The sequence below is a fragment of the Fischerella major NIES-592 genome (assembly GCF_001904645.1).
Lineage (GTDB): Bacteria > Cyanobacteriota > Cyanobacteriia > Cyanobacteriales > Nostocaceae > Fischerella > Fischerella thermalis.
The window spans coordinates 32679-47823 of sequence record NZ_MRCA01000008.1 but is presented as its reverse complement, the minus strand read 5'-3'; the positions used below and the strand labels follow the sequence as shown (position 1 = coordinate 47823).

Genomic DNA, 15145 nt, shown 5'->3' with positions numbered 1-15145 from the left:
TCCCGATCCCCGATCCCCTTTCCCTGTTTTCAGGTTAGTAGAATATAGGACAAAATTAATGCCAGATTTACAAAATATACTCGAACTCACTCGTTCTGTTGGTTGGGCTGCAGCAGAGATACTGCGGTCTTATTACAATGGAACTCAAAAAAATCTCGATGTCCAGTATAAAGATAATGATCCTGTTACGGCTGCTGACTTAGCCGTCAATCACTTTATTTTGGAGAAATTGCAAGCAGCTTTGGGTAATGAAGACTTTGCTTATATTAGTGAAGAAACCTATAAAGAAGAACAAGCCAAGCATCCAAGTTGTCAATGGTCATGGATCATTGATCCCTTGGATGGTACACGGGATTTTATCGAAAAAACAGGTGAGTATGCCATTCACCTTGCCCTAGTACAGGAACATCGTCCAGTGTTAGCCGTGGTCGCAGTTCCTGAAGCAGATAAATTATATTATGCGACTAAAGGTGGCGGGGCATTTGTAGAAACTCGCGATCGCCAAACTACGCCTTTAAAAGTATCATCACGAGAACGCATCGAAGATTTAACCCTCGTTGTTAGTCGTTCCCACCGCAATGACAGACTCGAATATTTGCTGCAACATCTACCTTGCCAAAATCAAAAAGCTGTTGGCAGTGTCGGCTGTAAAATTTCGACTATTGTTGAACAACAAGCAGATATTTATATTTCTCTTTCTGGGAAATCTGCGCCTAAAGATTGGGATATGGCTGCGCCTGAATTAATCCTAACAGAAGCTGGTGGTCAATTCACCCACTTCGATGGCAGACCATTACAATACAACACCGGAGATATTAACCAGTGGGGTGGTTTATTAGCTAGTAACGGTCAATTTCATGAAATACTTTGTCGGGAAGGAGAAAAGATTTTAGCAGAGTGGGATAGAGTTAAGAGTTAAGGTAATGGGGAGGTGGGGTGTGGGGGTGTGAGGAGTAAAACAAATAACCACTAACTACTAACCACCAACCATCAACAACCAACTAAATTAATTGAGTGGCTACTTTCATAATGTGGGCATGATATTCAAAAGGTAAATTATCAACAGAAAGACTTGGCACACCTTTAATCCCGTCAATTGCAGGGCCATGCTTCACAATTGATTCCAAAATATAAAACTCTGTTTCTGAATTTAAGCCAGAAAGAATTGCTATTTTCCAATCAGGACGAAGTAAAGATAAAGCTGTTAATAAACCAGTTGCCCCCCAATTAGAAACACCACATACTATTAAATAATCACAACTAACAATACAAGCAATTTTTTCGCCATGCCGAATATGTTGACGAATTATATCTTGAGGAATGTTGCCCATACCTAATTCATTTCCACCATCACCAATCCCCACTGTGATGATATTTTTAGATGCAAATAAAAGATGTAAAGGTGCAGTATAGGCTGTAATGTCTTGTCCTCGCATATTGCGGACAATACCATCATGACTAGGACCTGGTCTTTCTATGGAAATCAGATGAGAAATAGGTGTTTCTAAAGATTCCCATAAGCTCAGGAGTGAAGAAACCGCTTGCTGATTTTTTGTTGTCTCTACTGGCACAATATCAAAGGGAATTTCGGCTGTTATTCCTGCTGCTTGCACTGCTATTTTGACGGCACGAAAACAAAGAGAATCTGTAATAATTCTTACAGGAATTCCCGCCCTCAGCAAACCTGCCGCTAACAGCGCACAACCAATCGGACCATCGGTTTCCGGTGCAGGAGGATTACCGTAGGGTAAAAAAAAGCCTGTCATAATCGCCACATGGGGAGCAGGATGTTGGGCGATCGAACGAGCAGTTTTGAGTAGTCCTCCCCTTGTTGCTTCTACTAAGGGTTGAATTCCTCTGCCAACATCTTGCCCACAAATTGATTCTAGTTGAGTGATTTTGTCAATGATTTCTTGGCCTTTACCCTTTAACCTTTCCCCCATTTTGACAGAAGGTTTATTCATCTTTAATATCCGTGATGAACATGTGTCCAGGAGCATGAGTAATCGCTATCTCTGGTTTCGCCTGAACTATTGCAGTTTGCGTTGTCACACCACAAGCCCAGAATACAGGAATTTCTCCTTCATGAATAGTAACTGGATCACCGAAATCAGGAGAATTGATATCTGCGATCGCGATCGCATTTGGATCACCCAGATGTACTGGCGCACCATGGGATTTGGGAAAACGACTGGTAATTTGTACAGCACGAATAGCGTCAAGGGGCGATAAAGGACGCATGGAAACCACTAAAGGCCCAGAAAAGACCCCAGCTGGCATACAATTCAGGCTAGTTTTATACATCGGTACATTTTTGTTTTCTTCGATATGTCTCACAGGTATTCCCTTATTCAACAGCGCCCCCTCAAAGGAAAATGAACAACCAATCAAAAAGCCAACAAAATCATCACGCCACAATTGTTTGATATCCGTAACTTCTTCTACCAGTTCACCATAGCGAAACACATGGTAACGAGGTAAGTCTGACCTCAGATCAGCACCTGGTGCAATCATACGAGGTTCGGGATCGCCGACTTCAGTTACATCCAATAATGGACAAGGTTTGGGGTTGCGATGACAAAACAACATAAAATCAAAGGCAACAGACTGAGGCAAGACGACTAAATTAGCCTGTACATATCCAGATGCAACTCCTGGAGTTGGGGCTTGATATTTTCCCTGGCGACACAATTGCCGAACTTCGCTAGCAGTTAGTAGTTTGTTCATCACTATCTTAGTGGCTGGGCTTTATTTTTCAAGGAAAGTTAAGTAGTTGGAGATTATTAAACTTAAAATACTAACCAGTAAAATTAGTTTGAATTTTCCTATGTTCTCAGATATGGTTTTAACTTTATTTGGTTGATCAAGGCAGATGATATGAAAACGAAAAGCTTATTTATATTTGCAATGGGGGCTGTAATTTTAGGACTTTTTAGCTGTGCTATTAATACTAATGCGACTAGATCCAATTCTGCCATAAACACTCAAGCAGAGCAAGAAATTAAAATTGCTGGTTCTAATAGTGTTTATCCAGCTTTGGAGGTGTTAGCTAGTGCTTACGAGGTGAAAAATCCCACTACCAAAGTTTCAATACTCACACCTTCTTCATCAAAAGCAGGTATTGCTGGAGTTAAAGATGAATTGTTAGACATTGGAACTCTCAGTCGAGAATTGCAGCAAGAGGAAAAAGCAGACAAACTAGAATATTACTTACTTGCTAAAGACGGCTTTTTAGTTGCTACCCATCCCAGTGTTAAAAATATAATTAATGTGACTACTGAGCAACTGAAAGGAATATATAGTGGTAGTATCAAGAACTGGCAAGAATTAGGTGGGCCTGATGCTAAGATTGTTGTCTTAGATATACCAAAAGAAGCTGCTGAAAATTTATTGCGGAAATACTATCTTGGTCAAGACCTTAAAATCTCATCAGAAGCTGTTGTTCTGCGTAGAGAAAGTGAATTGATTGCAGCCATTCAAAATACACCTTATAGTATTGGTGCTTTTTCTTTAGCATATGCTATTTATCACAAATTACCAGTGAACCACCTTAGTCTTAATGGTGTGGAACCTAGCCTTGAAAATATTAAAAATAATAAGTATCCAATGATTATACCGATTGGAATTACTATTAAAAAAACACCAGCAAAGTCTGTACAAGAATTTGTGAATTATGCCAGGAGCCAATCCGGAAAAAAAGAATTAGCCAAACATAACTTTGTTGTCTTTACACAGAAAAAGTAGGGTAGAAGCTAGCATTGATTGTTGGTAGTTTTTGTCTGTTACGGGAAAGTATATCCGCTGTCGTAGGTTTTTGGTGAATCCGCTTGTATTATCTGTCTTTATAACCTTGAAGACACATTCATTTATTCAGCGATGTAGTCAAAGAATTTTTTTGCTATACTCCCAGTAACAGGATTTATTTTCGGTTGAGAATTTCGTTTTGATTTTCACAAGCGTCTCTCCGAATCTAACTCTCTACAGCAATTGATTTGGGAGATGCCCTATGTCTATTTACGTCGGTAACTTATCCTACCAGGTTAGAGAAGAAGATCTGAGGGAGGTTTTTGCTGAATATGGTACAGTTAAGAAAGTTCAGCTACCTACAGACCGTGATACTGGACGGGTACGTGGTTTTGCTTTTGTAGAAATGCAGTCAGACGAAGAAGAAGAGCGTGCTATTGAAGCGCTAAATGGTGCTGAATGGATGGGAAGAGATTTAAAAGTTAACAAAGCAAGACCTCGTCCCGAAAGAAACAGTCAAAGAAGTTACTCTTCTGGTGGCGGAAATTGGGGTAACAGTGGTCGCAATAATCGCCGTTACTAAATTTATATAAAAAATTTTAAATATTAGGTCTCCAGCAGATTTAATCAATGACTCAACTCTGCTGGAATATTTTTTCCTTTAGTTGATGCAAAGTATCCACCCATACCAGGAGTAATAAAAATGGCGCAAGTAGTATTAGGAGAAAACGAAGGGATTGAATCAGCCTTACGACGATTCAAGCGCCAAGTCTCCAGAGCTGGTATATTCCAAGATATGAGGAAAAAGCGTCACTTTGAGACTCCATTAGAAAAAGAAAAGCGTAAAGCCGTTGCTAGACACAAACAGCGCCGTAACAGCGGTTCTCGTTCCAGGTAAAATTTTTTAACTCTATATTTCAGAAAAACCAAAAAGCCTGCATCAGCAGGCTTTTATTAGGTAATAGGAGTTTTTTAAGACTTGGATGCGTTCGACACGCTGAAGTACATCATCTCTTGCTGCTTCCATTCGAGCAATTATCCTATTAGCTTGCTCTTGGGAAATATCCTCACAAGAGCTGAGGATATATAGATCCAATTCAATATTTCCTCTCCTCGTTGTGTGATTTACCACATAATCGTTTAGCTTCTTAGTGCCTTTGTGCCTTGGTGGTAAAAAAACACCAACCACTAAGACTCCAAGACACAAAGAATTTTCATCCTTTCTAAATGTTAAATTTCTACTGGTTTGCTGTCAGCAAAAGCGAATTGTAAAGGAAACTAGGGGCTAAAAGAAGATGAACAAAGTTAGCAAGACTAGCAAGAAATATATTGTCTCTGCCATATTTTTGACCATAGCTGCCAGTCTTAGCAGTTGTAGTTTTAACCCTACTTATGAAGGTAAATTTAAGATCACAACATCACCAACGCCAAACAGTGAAACTCCTGCATCGACTACCCAATCACCAACTCAAAGTACGGCCAGGCTCAATGTTCAACCCAGGAGTGAATCACTTATGACAGATAAAACTGTGAATGTGACTTTATACATAAGTGATACACAATGTCAAGAACTAGTTCCGCAAACAATCACGGTAGCAGCACAACAACCCGTGACAGATGCGGTGGGTAAAATTTTGGAACAACGGGATAACGGTGACTTTAGCTTTTTTGGATATCGAGTTAATATCAAAGACGGTGTTGCAACAGTAGATTTACGCCTAGATCCTAAGTCTCGACGGCAAATCACTTCCCTATCAAGTTGTGAACAGTTTGCTTTATTTGGTAGTCTCCGCAAAACTCTCACAAGTAATCCGCAATGGGGAATTAAAGATGTTCGCTTCACTGAACGAGGTGAACAGATAGTTTTATAGAAGAATTTGAGATTCACCATGCAACTACAATCGGCTGTGTCTATGCAAAACTATGTGCCTTACCTTCCTGCCATGATCAAATTCTAGTTCTAGTTGGTAGCAATCACTATGGGAAACTCGGAGCCCCTGGTGGGGATTAGGGGCTGTGGGGAGATGGGGGGAGTATAGAAGAATCACTAACTACTAACCATCAACAACCAACAACCAACCAACAATCAACATTGGATCGGTTTTCCTCCCATCACCTTTCCCCTAATTTGAAAATAATTTCGCCAGAATTTAAGTAGGCTTTGATTTGGAAAGGTAGTTATGTTTCCCTTTAATTTCTGGTATAACTCTTGCTACGATATGGAGCCTGTTTCTCGGAAAAATCGTTTGGAGCGCAAGCTAAGATTTCTCAAGGCAATGCGTGATGACCTAGAAACAAAGCTTGCTGGTTTAAATGGTGCGATCGCTAATCTTGAACAGCAAATCAATCAGGAAGATGCTACTCAAGTTTAACTAGGTTGATTGAAATCAATTTTATGTTGATAGAAATTTACTAAACTGTGTAACTATACGGGTGAAATATTGTGTTAAACAATACACAATCACCCGTTTTTTGATTTGACCCACACCAAGAAAATTGATCATAAAATACTAAAAAAATCTGGTTTGTTTCCGGATCGGGGTACAACAGAGTTGGTGTTATTTTTCAGTACTACAGTTTTTTAAATTTACATTTATGCGTCGATTTTTAAGTGTTCTTACCTTAGTGACATTAATACAATCCTTTCCAATTGTTGTTTCTGCCCAAGTTCAACCACAAGCCAAGCAATCATCCGATCCAATTCAGATGGTGTTAGCTGCGAACTGGATGACTAACTATCCAGATAACAAATTTTATCCAGAAAGGATAATCAGTCGAGCAGATTTAGCCTCGATCATGGTGAAAGCATTTCGACTAGATAAACGACAAGCAACAAGCAAAGAAAATTTTGTAGTTCCAGATGTACCACCCTCTCATCCGGCTTATAAAGATATTCAAACTGTCTTAAAAACAGATATCATGAGAGGCTATCGGGGTAACTTATTTTTCCCCAACCAAAGAGTGACAAGAGCAGAAGCTTTAGCAATTTTTGCTCAAGCCTATGGTGTTTTTCAGTTTCCCGATGAGACAGTCAATGAAATTCTGGCTCCCCATCCAGATGCAGCATCTATTCCTCCTTGGGCTAGAAAAGCGATCGCTACAGTAGTAGCCGAAGCATTTGTCAATACAGACACTCAAGGAAATATTTACCCATTAAAACCCATGACTCGTGGTGATATGGCTTATGTATTGAGTAAATATCTGCAAAGACAAGGACAAGATGCAGAAATCCCAGATGCACCCCCTGCACCTCCTCAGCCTTAATTAGTAGGGTCGGTAATTGGTAATGGGTAATTGGTAATTGGTAATTAAGATATTGATGATTTTCCCATGCCCAATAGCCAATGCCCAAGCTTTGTATCATAAGCAATTAGTCGGACATGATATTACACATACATCAATATGATTTAGCCAACAGTAGTTAGATTTTTTTTTGCAAATCTAAGGTTGAAAACGCTGGATTTTTTATCTTTGCATCCTAGCTATGTTTATCCAAGATCACTTCTAAACCTAGTAAGTTGATCAATTGCAAACTGAGTTTGATTGCTAAACAAGAAGTTTTATTAGCTCAAATTAGGCAAATCTAAATTTCATACTCATCTGTTGCAAAATAAGTTAGGTGCAATGATGAGCAAAAATAGATATATAAGAAGTAAAACTTTATATGTTTCGAGAGAAAAATTAATAATGTTAAAATATAACAAATTTAGATACAGTAAATTACACTCTTTATTTAGTTAGCATAATTTAATAATCAAAGTGTGAGGAGGATTGAGACTTTATGCGAGTTTTACTAGTCTATCCGATATTTCCCAAAACCTTTTGGTCATACGAAAAGATATTGGCATTAGTAAATCGGAAAGTTTTGCTGCCACCCTTGGGCTTGGTAACTGTAGCAGCGATTTTGCCCCAAGAATGGGAATTTAAATTAGTAGATCGTAACATTCGTCCTGTTACAGAAGCAGAATGGGCTTGGGCAGATTTAGTCATCTTCTCGGCGATGATTGTGCAAAAACAAGATTTGCTCGAACAAATTCGGGAAGCAAAAAAACGTGGTAAGTTAGTTGCTGTCGGTGGTCCTTATCCCACTTCTACACCTAGCGAACCAAAAGCAGCTGGTGCAGATTTTCTCATTCTGGATGAAGGAGAAATTACTCTACCGATGTTTGTTGAAGCAATTCAACGGGGAGAAACATCTGGTACTTTGCGCGCTACAGAAAAACCAGATGTCACCTCAACCCCCATACCCCGCTTTGATTTGCTAGATTTTGATGCCTACGACATGATGTCAATTCAATTTTCGCGCGGTTGTCCCTTCCAGTGCGAATTTTGTGACATTATTGTTCTTTATGGTCGCAAACCCCGTACCAAAACTCCTGCCCAATTATTAGCAGAATTAGACTACCTCTATGAATTGGGTTGGCGGCGGGGTGTTTTCATGGTAGATGATAACTTTATTGGCAACAAACGCAATGTCAAGCTGTTGCTCAAAGAGTTAAAAATTTGGATGCAGCAACATAATTATCCCTTCCGCTTTGACACTGAAGCATCCGTTGATTTAGCCCAAGATCCAGAATTGATGGAATTGATGGTTGATTGTGGTTTTGCGGCGGTGTTCTTGGGAATCGAAACACCAGATGAAGAAAGTCTACAACTAACGAAAAAATTTCAAAATACCCGCAGTTCCCTAGTTGAATCTGTGCAATCCATCATCAAAGCCGGGTTGCGGCCAATGGCTGGATTTATTATTGGTTTTGATGGTGAAAAAGCAGGTGCAGGCGATCGCATTGTCCGTTTTGCCGAACAAGCTGCAATTCCTTCCACCACCTTTGCCATGTTACAAGCGCTACCAGATACCGCTTTGTGGCATCGCCTCAAAAAAGAAGGACGATTACGGGAAAACAAAGACGGTAACATTAACCAAACCACTTTGATGAACTTTATTCCTACCCGTCCCCTGGAAGAAATTGCTAGAGAATATGTTGAGGCATTTTGTACTTTATATGACCCAGTCAAATATTTAGACCGCACCTATCGTTGTTTTATGATGATGGGTACACCAAAATGGAAAGCACCCTTCAAAATGCCAGAGTGGGTAGTTGTCAAAGCATTGTTGATTGTGATTTGGCGACAAGGAATCAAACGCGAAACCCGTTGGAAATTTTGGCATCACCTCTTTAGCATTATTAAGCATAACCCTAGTGTTGCCGAACATTACCTGGCTACCTGCGCCCACAACGAACATTTCCTAGAGTATCGCCAAATTGTTCGTGATCAAATTGAATCCCAGTTGGCGGAATATCTCGCCCAAGGTGCAGAAAAGCCCTATGTACCAGAGAAGGAAAAAACAGAAGCGTTAGCTGGTTAAGTACGGAGTCTTTCTTCGCGAACTTTGCATCTACCCTGCGGGAAGCCGCTGACGCGTCTTCGTGGATCAAAAATAATTATTAAACCGCAAAGGCGCGAAGAACGCGAAGGATTTTTATGTTTGCATATAAAGTTAAAATAAGGGATTTCTGGTTGAGAACTTGAATTTTTAAACAAGCTCCCCGACTTTTATCAAAAGTGGGATATCTGGGTGCGATCGCACTGATACACTTATGATTTTTGTACAAGCGGGAGTGTCACCGTAACAGTAGTTCCTTCGCCAAGTAAAGAATTGACTTCAATCTTACCCTGATGTTTTTGGATAATCTGATAGCAAATCCACAATCCTAATCCAGTACCTTTACCCACTTCTTTAGTTGTAAAGAAAGGGTCGAAAATTTTATCTTGGTTTTGTGGTTCAATTCCGCAACCATTATCTGTAATTCGTACATAAATGCGATTTCCTGCTGCTTTGTTTGTATGAATTAGTATTTGGGGATTGACTTTATTATCTTCCAATGAGAAATTATTCAAGAATGACTCTTCTAAAGCATCAATTGCATTACTCAAGAGATTCAAAAACACTTGATTTAATTGTGCTGGGTAACACTCAATTAATGGTAGTGTTTCTTCGTATTCTTTAATTACTTGAATTCCTTCTTTTAAGCGATGATTGAGAATCAACAAAGTACTGTCAATTCCCTCGTGGATATTCACAGCTTTTTTCTCAGATTCGTCCAATCGTGAGAAATTTCGTAAAGACAACACAATTTCCCTGATTCGCTGCGCTCCCATTTTCATTGAGGATAAAATTTTAGGCAAATCTTCGCTAATATAATCTAGCTCGGTCTTTTCTAGACAAGTTTGAATCGCAGCAGTTGGTTGAGGATATTCTTTTTTGTATAAATGAAGTAATTCTAATAGTTGTTCAATATATTCTTTGGCATAGCTAATATTGCCATAGATAAAACTAATAGGATTATTTATTTCATGAGCAACCCCCGCTACCATATTACCCAGTGAAGACATTTTTTCGGTTTGAATCAACTGTGCTTGAGTTTGCTGAAGTTCTTGAATAGCATAGCTAAGTTGATCGTAAGCTAGATTTAATTCCTGATTTTTTTGTAAAAGTTGGTGAGTGCGTTCTTCAACTCGCTTTTCTAAAGTTGTACGAGCTTGTTCTAATTCTTGAGTGTATTCTGCAACTCGCCGAATTAAGCTATTAAGAGAAGTAGCTAAAATTCCCACTTCATCATTTCTTGTTACAGGAGCTTGCAAATCAAAATTCCCTTCCTGAGTAGCTTTTTGAGCAACTCTCGCCACAGTCAATAAAGGTCCAGAAATATTTCGCGCTATATTCTTACCCACCAAGGTACAAATCAAACCCCCCACTAGGAAAAAACCCCACAATCTCAACCATAAATACTGTACTGTATGGTTGAGATCAGCAAGCGATTTTAGCAATACCACTGTTAAAGAGGTGTTGCTTAGTCCAGGTAGAAAAATACTTTTGGCTACATAATGCTTATTTGTAAGTAAGATGCGCATTGGTGGAACAGAAGTAGGTGGTAACTGCCAATTTCTATGAGTGACTGATGTTAATGTAGAAACAACAACTGTTTTATCTTTGTTGAATACAATCAAGTACTCATCTTTGGCTGCTATTAGACTTTTGAGGAATTCGTTATTGATGAGAATACCAATTTCAACTGCACCAATCACTTCTTCTTCGTTAGACTTAATTGGAGCTGTACCTACTAAAATTAACTGTGTTTGTCCTCGTTGTTTTTCAACACTGACTACATCTAAAGGGTACATCCCACCCAATGCTTGAGAAATAGTTGTTCTATCTTCTAAGTGTGATTCATTTAATCTTGGCTCTCTCAGATCTAGCACTACTCCACCATTTTGATTGACAACCTTGATCAGGTCTAATCCCAAATTAGTCTTATGTGAAACTAAGATTTTCAGCAGTGCTTGAGTATCTTTCTGTTGCAGTACGGTACGCACATCATTTCGTTCTGCTATTAGCTGCACCCAAGAACCCAAGTCTTGTTTTTCTGTTTGCAACTCTTGCAAAATCACCGCTGCGCTTGATGCAACAGAATTTTTGATCTGGTGTTCCATTCGGCTGGTAAACCAAAAAGCAAAGCTAATCACAGCTACCACCATAATGCTAAAGAATACCAGCATAAAGGGCATGATAATTCTTTGGCTTAAAGGTAGTTTTGAGTAACTAGCTTGCAACCTCACACCCCGTCCCACTATTTGCGGGTTAGATTGTTGCTCAGTACTTTGATTGAAAAAGCTGAAGAGTGGCATTTGAGTATTAGTATAATTCAGCACCAGAACAATTGGTAGCTAGAAGTTATAGAGCCGCAACTCCAACTCCCTAAATTGTTGCTTGTTTATCACCTTATTATGGCTACTGTTGTTGTACAACAAGGGTTTAATTATAGGCTTTAGGCATTTTATTTTGATTAAATAAATTTTTGATTCCAAAATTAATTTTTATACTTAAATCAATTAAGTTTTAAATAATATTGTAAAAATGTCTTCGCTGTCAAACCTACGTTTAAAAAAGTAAGTTTTAACACCTCGCTATCATTGCATACCAAGTTTATTTAGGCATAAGTGTTGGAGGGAGGGTGTGGGGAGTATGAGGGGTGTGAGGAGTATGAGGGGTGTGAGGGGTTAATAATAAATTAATTACTAACTAAATAACTGCTAACCACTGACAACCAACAACCAACAACCAACCACTAACCATTTACCATAATTTACATTTCTCCATAATCTTTGTAAAAACCGTTAAACTTCATTGCAAACCTAACAAGCCAGGTAAAATGACATGATAAGTTTTGATAATGTGAATCAGTAACTTAGGGATTAACAAACAAAGGAGAAAACAGTGGCGATGGAATCACAGTTCCTCAAGGGTACAAATGTAATCGTTGAAGAAGACTTTAGTGAATATGTTGCCCACCTCCAAATGCACATGGCTCTGCAAGCTCGTAATTTGGTTCCATCCCTGAAGCATACACAGGTAGACAGCCGAGAGCAATTACTCCATCAAACCCAAGCTAATTTTGAAAAACTAATTTCTCGTTCTCGCCGAGCTATCTAGCTCATAATCTATATCTATACAAATCTTCAATAAAATTTAAATAAAATCAAAGCAGAACTTGTTGAGCCTAGGCTAATGTAGTCATCAACTAGTCTGCTTTTTAATATTGAGTTGTGAAAATCACTCTTTTGGAGCAATAGAAAGGGGTGGAAAGCCGTTAATATTAATGCAGCAGTACCTCTGTTTCTGTTACTTAAGGCGCAATGGCGGCTCGAATGAAAATGAATTCATTACTTCAGAAAAATCTTAGCGTTGTGATCCGACCAATCCAATATCGAGATTTGGATAGTATTGGACGTCTAGCTCTAGATTCATTCGCAGCTAAAACCAGAAAAGGAGCCGATTTTGCTATGCGGCAAATGCAATGGCTGCGCCGCTGGTATGGATTGTTGAAATTTTTAAGTTGGTTTCCCAACCCATTACAGTACATTTTCTGTGGTTATGTAGCAGAACAGGGGCGATCGCTTTTAGGAATGATCCAAGTCTCGCCATTTAATCGTACGCGTAGCACTTGGCGCGTAGACCGTGTGATTCTAGAGCGTGCTGCCGATAAGCAAGGAATTGGCTCGCAGCTTTTGCGTTACTGCTTTGAGTCAATTTTAGAGGCTCGGACTTGGATATTAGAAGTAAACATCAACGATACAGAAGCACTGGCACTGTATCGACAAAACGGTTTTCAGCGTCTAGCTGAAATGACCTATTGGGAAATTAAACCAGAACTGCTAGCTGAATTGGCACAGGTTAACCCAGATTTGCCTAATTTGCTGCCTATAAGTAACGCTGATGCTCAGCTGCTATATCAGCTAGATACAGCATCAATGCCACCTTTGGTACGGCAGGTATTTGACCGCCAAACCGATGACTTTAAAACCAACTTATTTAGTGCCTTGGTTGATGCTGTCAAACAATGGGTGACTAAAACAGAAGTAGTAACCGGTTACGTGTTTGAACCCCAACGTAAAGCAGCGATCGGTTATTTTCAGATTATGCTAGACCGCAAAGGTGAAGAACCACATTGGGCGACGTTAACAGTCCACCCAGCATACACTTGGCTGTATCCAGAGTTGTTGACTCAACTTGCTCGTATTGCCCAGGATTTTCCTCAGCAACCATTGCAACTAGCTTCGGCAGACTATCAACCAGAAGGAGAAGAGTATTTAGAACAAATAGGAGCAAGTCGTATAGAACACACTCTAATTATGTCTCGCTCGGTGTGGCATAAAGTACGAGAATCTAAATTTGTCTCATTGGAAGGAATTCAGTTACCCGAAGTACTACAAGGTCTGCAACCAGCACGCAAACCCATACCAGGGGGAATGTCATGGTTACCACCGCATCAGCAAACTTCTCCAGACAGACCAGCACAACCCAATCCATCAAAAGAAACTATTTCCTTTTCTTGCAAAAATTCTCACCTAGAACCATTTTGTCAGCCAGACTCAGCTGATGGACAACAGCAGGAGTAGTTGTGTGGATATTGAACAAGGACAAGGAGGACAAGGAAGTAATCTTTCTCCCCTGTCTCCTCCCTCTTGTGTGTCTTACCTTAACTCTAAATATGTTTCTGCTTTAGGGTTAGATGTTGGTCGTAAACGTATTGGTGTGGCGGGGTGCGATCGCTTGGGGTTGATAGCCACTGGCATTACGACTGTAGAACGCACATCTTTTGGGCAAGATGTAGAACAAATACAAAAACTGGTCAATGAACGAGAAGTAGAAGTTTTAGTCGTTGGTTTACCTTATTCAATGGACGGTTCTTTGGGGTTTCAAGCCAAACAAGTGCAAAAGTTTGCCACACGATTAGGCAAAGTTCTGAAGCTGCCTGTAGAGTATGTAGATGAGCGATTAACCTCTTTTCAAGCAGAGCAGTTGCTCATTGCTGAAAACCGCTCTCCATCACGCCATAAAGCTTTAATTGACCGTAAGGCAGCAGCTTTAATTTTGCAGCAATGGTTAGATACACGGCGAGCTGGCTTACAATCTACAGAATTATCTGCTGAGTAAGCATACCTTGTCGCATGATATTCTGAAATCTGTTAGCCAGCAAAGGTAGGAAACAATTGAAGGTTAAAGAGAAACAGGGAACGGAAAAAGGGTAATTAGGATATCGCTCATTTTTTCAACCCCTAATCCCTAATCCCTAATCCCTAATCCCCTTTCCCCCTCTATCAAGTAGCTGGTAGTCATACAGTTTATATCTCGGCTATGTCTTTTTCTTATTTTTCGGACGAACACGATCGCGAATCTGCTGGCACCATCACTTTGAGCGATGACAAAGGGCGATCGCTCGAATGTTACATTGAGCATTCACTAGAAGTAAATGGGCAAGGATACTTTTTGCTTCTTCCTGTTGACTCACCTGTAGAAATCTTTGCGTGGCAAGGTGAGGAAGAAGAAGAGGCTGTTCTCGTAGAAGATGATGCCACGATCGAACAAATTTTTGGCACTGCCCAAGCTGTACTATCGGAGCAAAATCTAGTCCTCAAAAATACAGCTTATGCTTTAACTGTTGCAGGTGAATTACCGCCAGTTGAAGAATCAGAATTGTTCACTTTAGAAATCGAAGACGAACAATCAGATTTGGAACCAGAGCAATTACAATTGCTAGCTAGCTTTTACCATGAAGAGCAGGAGTATGCAATTTATACCCCTCTTGATCCACTGCTGTTTTTTGCACGGATATCTAAAACTGGTAAACCTGAATTGCTTTCGCCAGAAGAATTCCGTCAAGTGCAACCGCTCTTAGAAGAGCATTTGTTTAATGGAGTTGAATAAAATTAAAAATTCAAAACAAAAACGGCAATATTTAGTCTCTACATGAGGAATTTTTAATTATTATTAACTATGGGCATAAGCATTTGACAGTCTTTTTGCCAAATGTTTTAGCTATTGCATAGATTTCTGAGA

Annotated in this window: 15 protein-coding genes; 12 read left to right on the top strand and 3 right to left on the bottom strand. The window is 39.6% G+C overall.

The features are described from left to right. Nucleotides 1–58 precede the first annotated feature (58 nt). Entirely contained in the window at nt 59–919 is an 861-nt protein-coding gene (locus tag NIES592_RS15355) for a 3'(2'),5'-bisphosphate nucleotidase CysQ family protein (RefSeq protein WP_073556207.1), read from the top strand. An 82-nt stretch (nt 920–1001) separates the two neighbouring features. Here the strand turns inward: NIES592_RS15355 and NIES592_RS15350 are convergent, their stop codons facing one another. Continuing rightward, a complete protein-coding gene (locus tag NIES592_RS15350) occupies nt 1002–1964 on the bottom strand; it encodes a DUF4392 domain-containing protein (protein ID WP_073556206.1) in 963 nt (320 codons plus the stop codon). Next, nucleotides 1957–2727: a putative hydro-lyase gene (locus tag NIES592_RS15345; RefSeq protein WP_073556205.1), complete on the bottom strand. Its 771-nt coding sequence runs from the start codon at nt 2725–2727 to the stop codon at nt 1957–1959. The genes NIES592_RS15350 and NIES592_RS15345 overlap by 8 nt, the downstream gene beginning before the upstream one ends. A gap of 150 nt (nt 2728–2877) precedes the next feature. Here NIES592_RS15345 and NIES592_RS15340 point away from each other — a divergent pair, with 150 nt between their 5' ends. From NIES592_RS15340 to NIES592_RS15305, 7 genes are all read left to right on the top strand, one after another. After that, nucleotides 2878–3744, top strand: a complete 867-nt coding sequence (locus tag NIES592_RS15340) for a substrate-binding domain-containing protein (RefSeq protein WP_073556204.1) — start codon at nt 2878–2880, stop codon at nt 3742–3744. 262 nt (nt 3745–4006) lie between these two features. Further along, nucleotides 4007–4327, top strand: a complete 321-nt coding sequence (locus tag NIES592_RS15335) for an RNA recognition motif domain-containing protein (protein ID WP_073556203.1) — start codon at nt 4007–4009, stop codon at nt 4325–4327. A gap of 120 nt (nt 4328–4447) precedes the next feature. Next, nucleotides 4448–4642 carry a 30S ribosomal protein S21 gene (rpsU, locus tag NIES592_RS15330; RefSeq protein ID WP_009459252.1) on the top strand — a complete coding sequence of 65 codons (195 nt, stop codon included), beginning with the start codon at nt 4448–4450 and terminating at the stop codon, nt 4640–4642. Nucleotides 4643–5039: 397 nt separating this feature from the next. Then, on the top strand, nt 5040–5615 hold the full coding sequence (locus tag NIES592_RS15320) for a GerMN domain-containing protein (protein ID WP_073556201.1): 576 nt from the start codon (nt 5040–5042) through the stop codon (nt 5613–5615). A 309-nt stretch (nt 5616–5924) separates the two neighbouring features. Further along, nucleotides 5925–6116, top strand: coding sequence for a hypothetical protein (locus NIES592_RS15315; RefSeq protein WP_009459257.1), 192 nt, complete (start codon nt 5925–5927; stop codon nt 6114–6116). A 223-nt stretch (nt 6117–6339) separates the two neighbouring features. Beyond that, complete coding sequence (locus NIES592_RS15310; protein ID WP_016871844.1) at nt 6340–7008, top strand: S-layer homology domain-containing protein; 669 nt, start codon at nt 6340–6342, stop codon at nt 7006–7008. Between the two features lie 517 nt (nt 7009–7525). After that, nucleotides 7526–9112 (top strand): B12-binding domain-containing radical SAM protein, encoded by a 1587-nt coding sequence (locus tag NIES592_RS15305; RefSeq protein WP_062246873.1) that lies wholly within the window; start codon nt 7526–7528, stop codon nt 9110–9112. A gap of 230 nt (nt 9113–9342) precedes the next feature. Here the strand turns inward: NIES592_RS15305 and NIES592_RS15300 are convergent, their stop codons facing one another. Further along, on the bottom strand, nt 9343–11433 hold the full coding sequence (locus NIES592_RS15300; protein ID WP_073556200.1) for an ATP-binding protein: 2091 nt from the start codon (nt 11431–11433) through the stop codon (nt 9343–9345). A 595-nt stretch (nt 11434–12028) separates the two neighbouring features. Between NIES592_RS15300 and NIES592_RS15295 the strand changes: the two genes are divergently transcribed. The 4 genes from NIES592_RS15295 (at nt 12029) to NIES592_RS15280 (ending at nt 15013) form a co-directional block, all read left to right on the top strand. Next, nucleotides 12029–12238, top strand: a complete 210-nt coding sequence (locus tag NIES592_RS15295) for a hypothetical protein (RefSeq protein WP_073556199.1) — start codon at nt 12029–12031, stop codon at nt 12236–12238. A 203-nt stretch (nt 12239–12441) separates the two neighbouring features. Next, nucleotides 12442–13704, top strand: a complete 1263-nt coding sequence (locus NIES592_RS15290) for a GNAT family N-acetyltransferase (protein ID WP_009459269.1) — start codon at nt 12442–12444, stop codon at nt 13702–13704. Nucleotides 13705–13708: 4 nt separating this feature from the next. After that, nucleotides 13709–14242 (top strand): Holliday junction resolvase RuvX, encoded by a 534-nt coding sequence (gene ruvX, locus NIES592_RS15285; protein WP_084552331.1) that lies wholly within the window; start codon nt 13709–13711, stop codon nt 14240–14242. A 201-nt stretch (nt 14243–14443) separates the two neighbouring features. Then, nucleotides 14444–15013 carry a DUF3727 domain-containing protein gene (locus tag NIES592_RS15280; RefSeq protein ID WP_073556197.1) on the top strand — a complete coding sequence of 190 codons (570 nt, stop codon included), beginning with the start codon at nt 14444–14446 and terminating at the stop codon, nt 15011–15013. The last annotated feature ends 132 nt before the right edge of the window (nt 15014–15145 follow it).

Bases quoted from the DNA above. Each gene is read 5' to 3' on its own strand.
- NIES592_RS15355 (WP_073556207.1), top strand. From the start codon at position 59: ATGCCAGATTTACAAAATATACTCGAACTCACTCGTTCTGTTGGTTGG.
- NIES592_RS15350 (WP_073556206.1), bottom strand. From the start codon at position 1,964: ATGAATAAACCTTCTGTCAAAATGGGGGAAAGGTTAAAGGGTAAAGGC.
- NIES592_RS15345 (WP_073556205.1), bottom strand. From the start codon at position 2,727: ATGAACAAACTACTAACTGCTAGCGAAGTTCGGCAATTGTGTCGCCAG.
- NIES592_RS15340 (WP_073556204.1), top strand. From the start codon at position 2,878: ATGAAAACGAAAAGCTTATTTATATTTGCAATGGGGGCTGTAATTTTA.
- NIES592_RS15335 (WP_073556203.1), top strand. From the start codon at position 4,007: ATGTCTATTTACGTCGGTAACTTATCCTACCAGGTTAGAGAAGAAGAT.
- rpsU (WP_009459252.1), top strand. From the start codon at position 4,448: ATGGCGCAAGTAGTATTAGGAGAAAACGAAGGGATTGAATCAGCCTTA.
- NIES592_RS15320 (WP_073556201.1), top strand. From the start codon at position 5,040: ATGAACAAAGTTAGCAAGACTAGCAAGAAATATATTGTCTCTGCCATA.
- NIES592_RS15315 (WP_009459257.1), top strand. From the start codon at position 5,925: ATGTTTCCCTTTAATTTCTGGTATAACTCTTGCTACGATATGGAGCCT.
- NIES592_RS15310 (WP_016871844.1), top strand. From the start codon at position 6,340: ATGCGTCGATTTTTAAGTGTTCTTACCTTAGTGACATTAATACAATCC.
- NIES592_RS15305 (WP_062246873.1), top strand. From the start codon at position 7,526: ATGCGAGTTTTACTAGTCTATCCGATATTTCCCAAAACCTTTTGGTCA.
- NIES592_RS15300 (WP_073556200.1), bottom strand. From the start codon at position 11,433: ATGCCACTCTTCAGCTTTTTCAATCAAAGTACTGAGCAACAATCTAAC.
- NIES592_RS15295 (WP_073556199.1), top strand. From the start codon at position 12,029: ATGGAATCACAGTTCCTCAAGGGTACAAATGTAATCGTTGAAGAAGAC.
- NIES592_RS15290 (WP_009459269.1), top strand. From the start codon at position 12,442: ATGGCGGCTCGAATGAAAATGAATTCATTACTTCAGAAAAATCTTAGC.
- NIES592_RS15280 (WP_073556197.1), top strand. From the start codon at position 14,444: ATGTCTTTTTCTTATTTTTCGGACGAACACGATCGCGAATCTGCTGGC.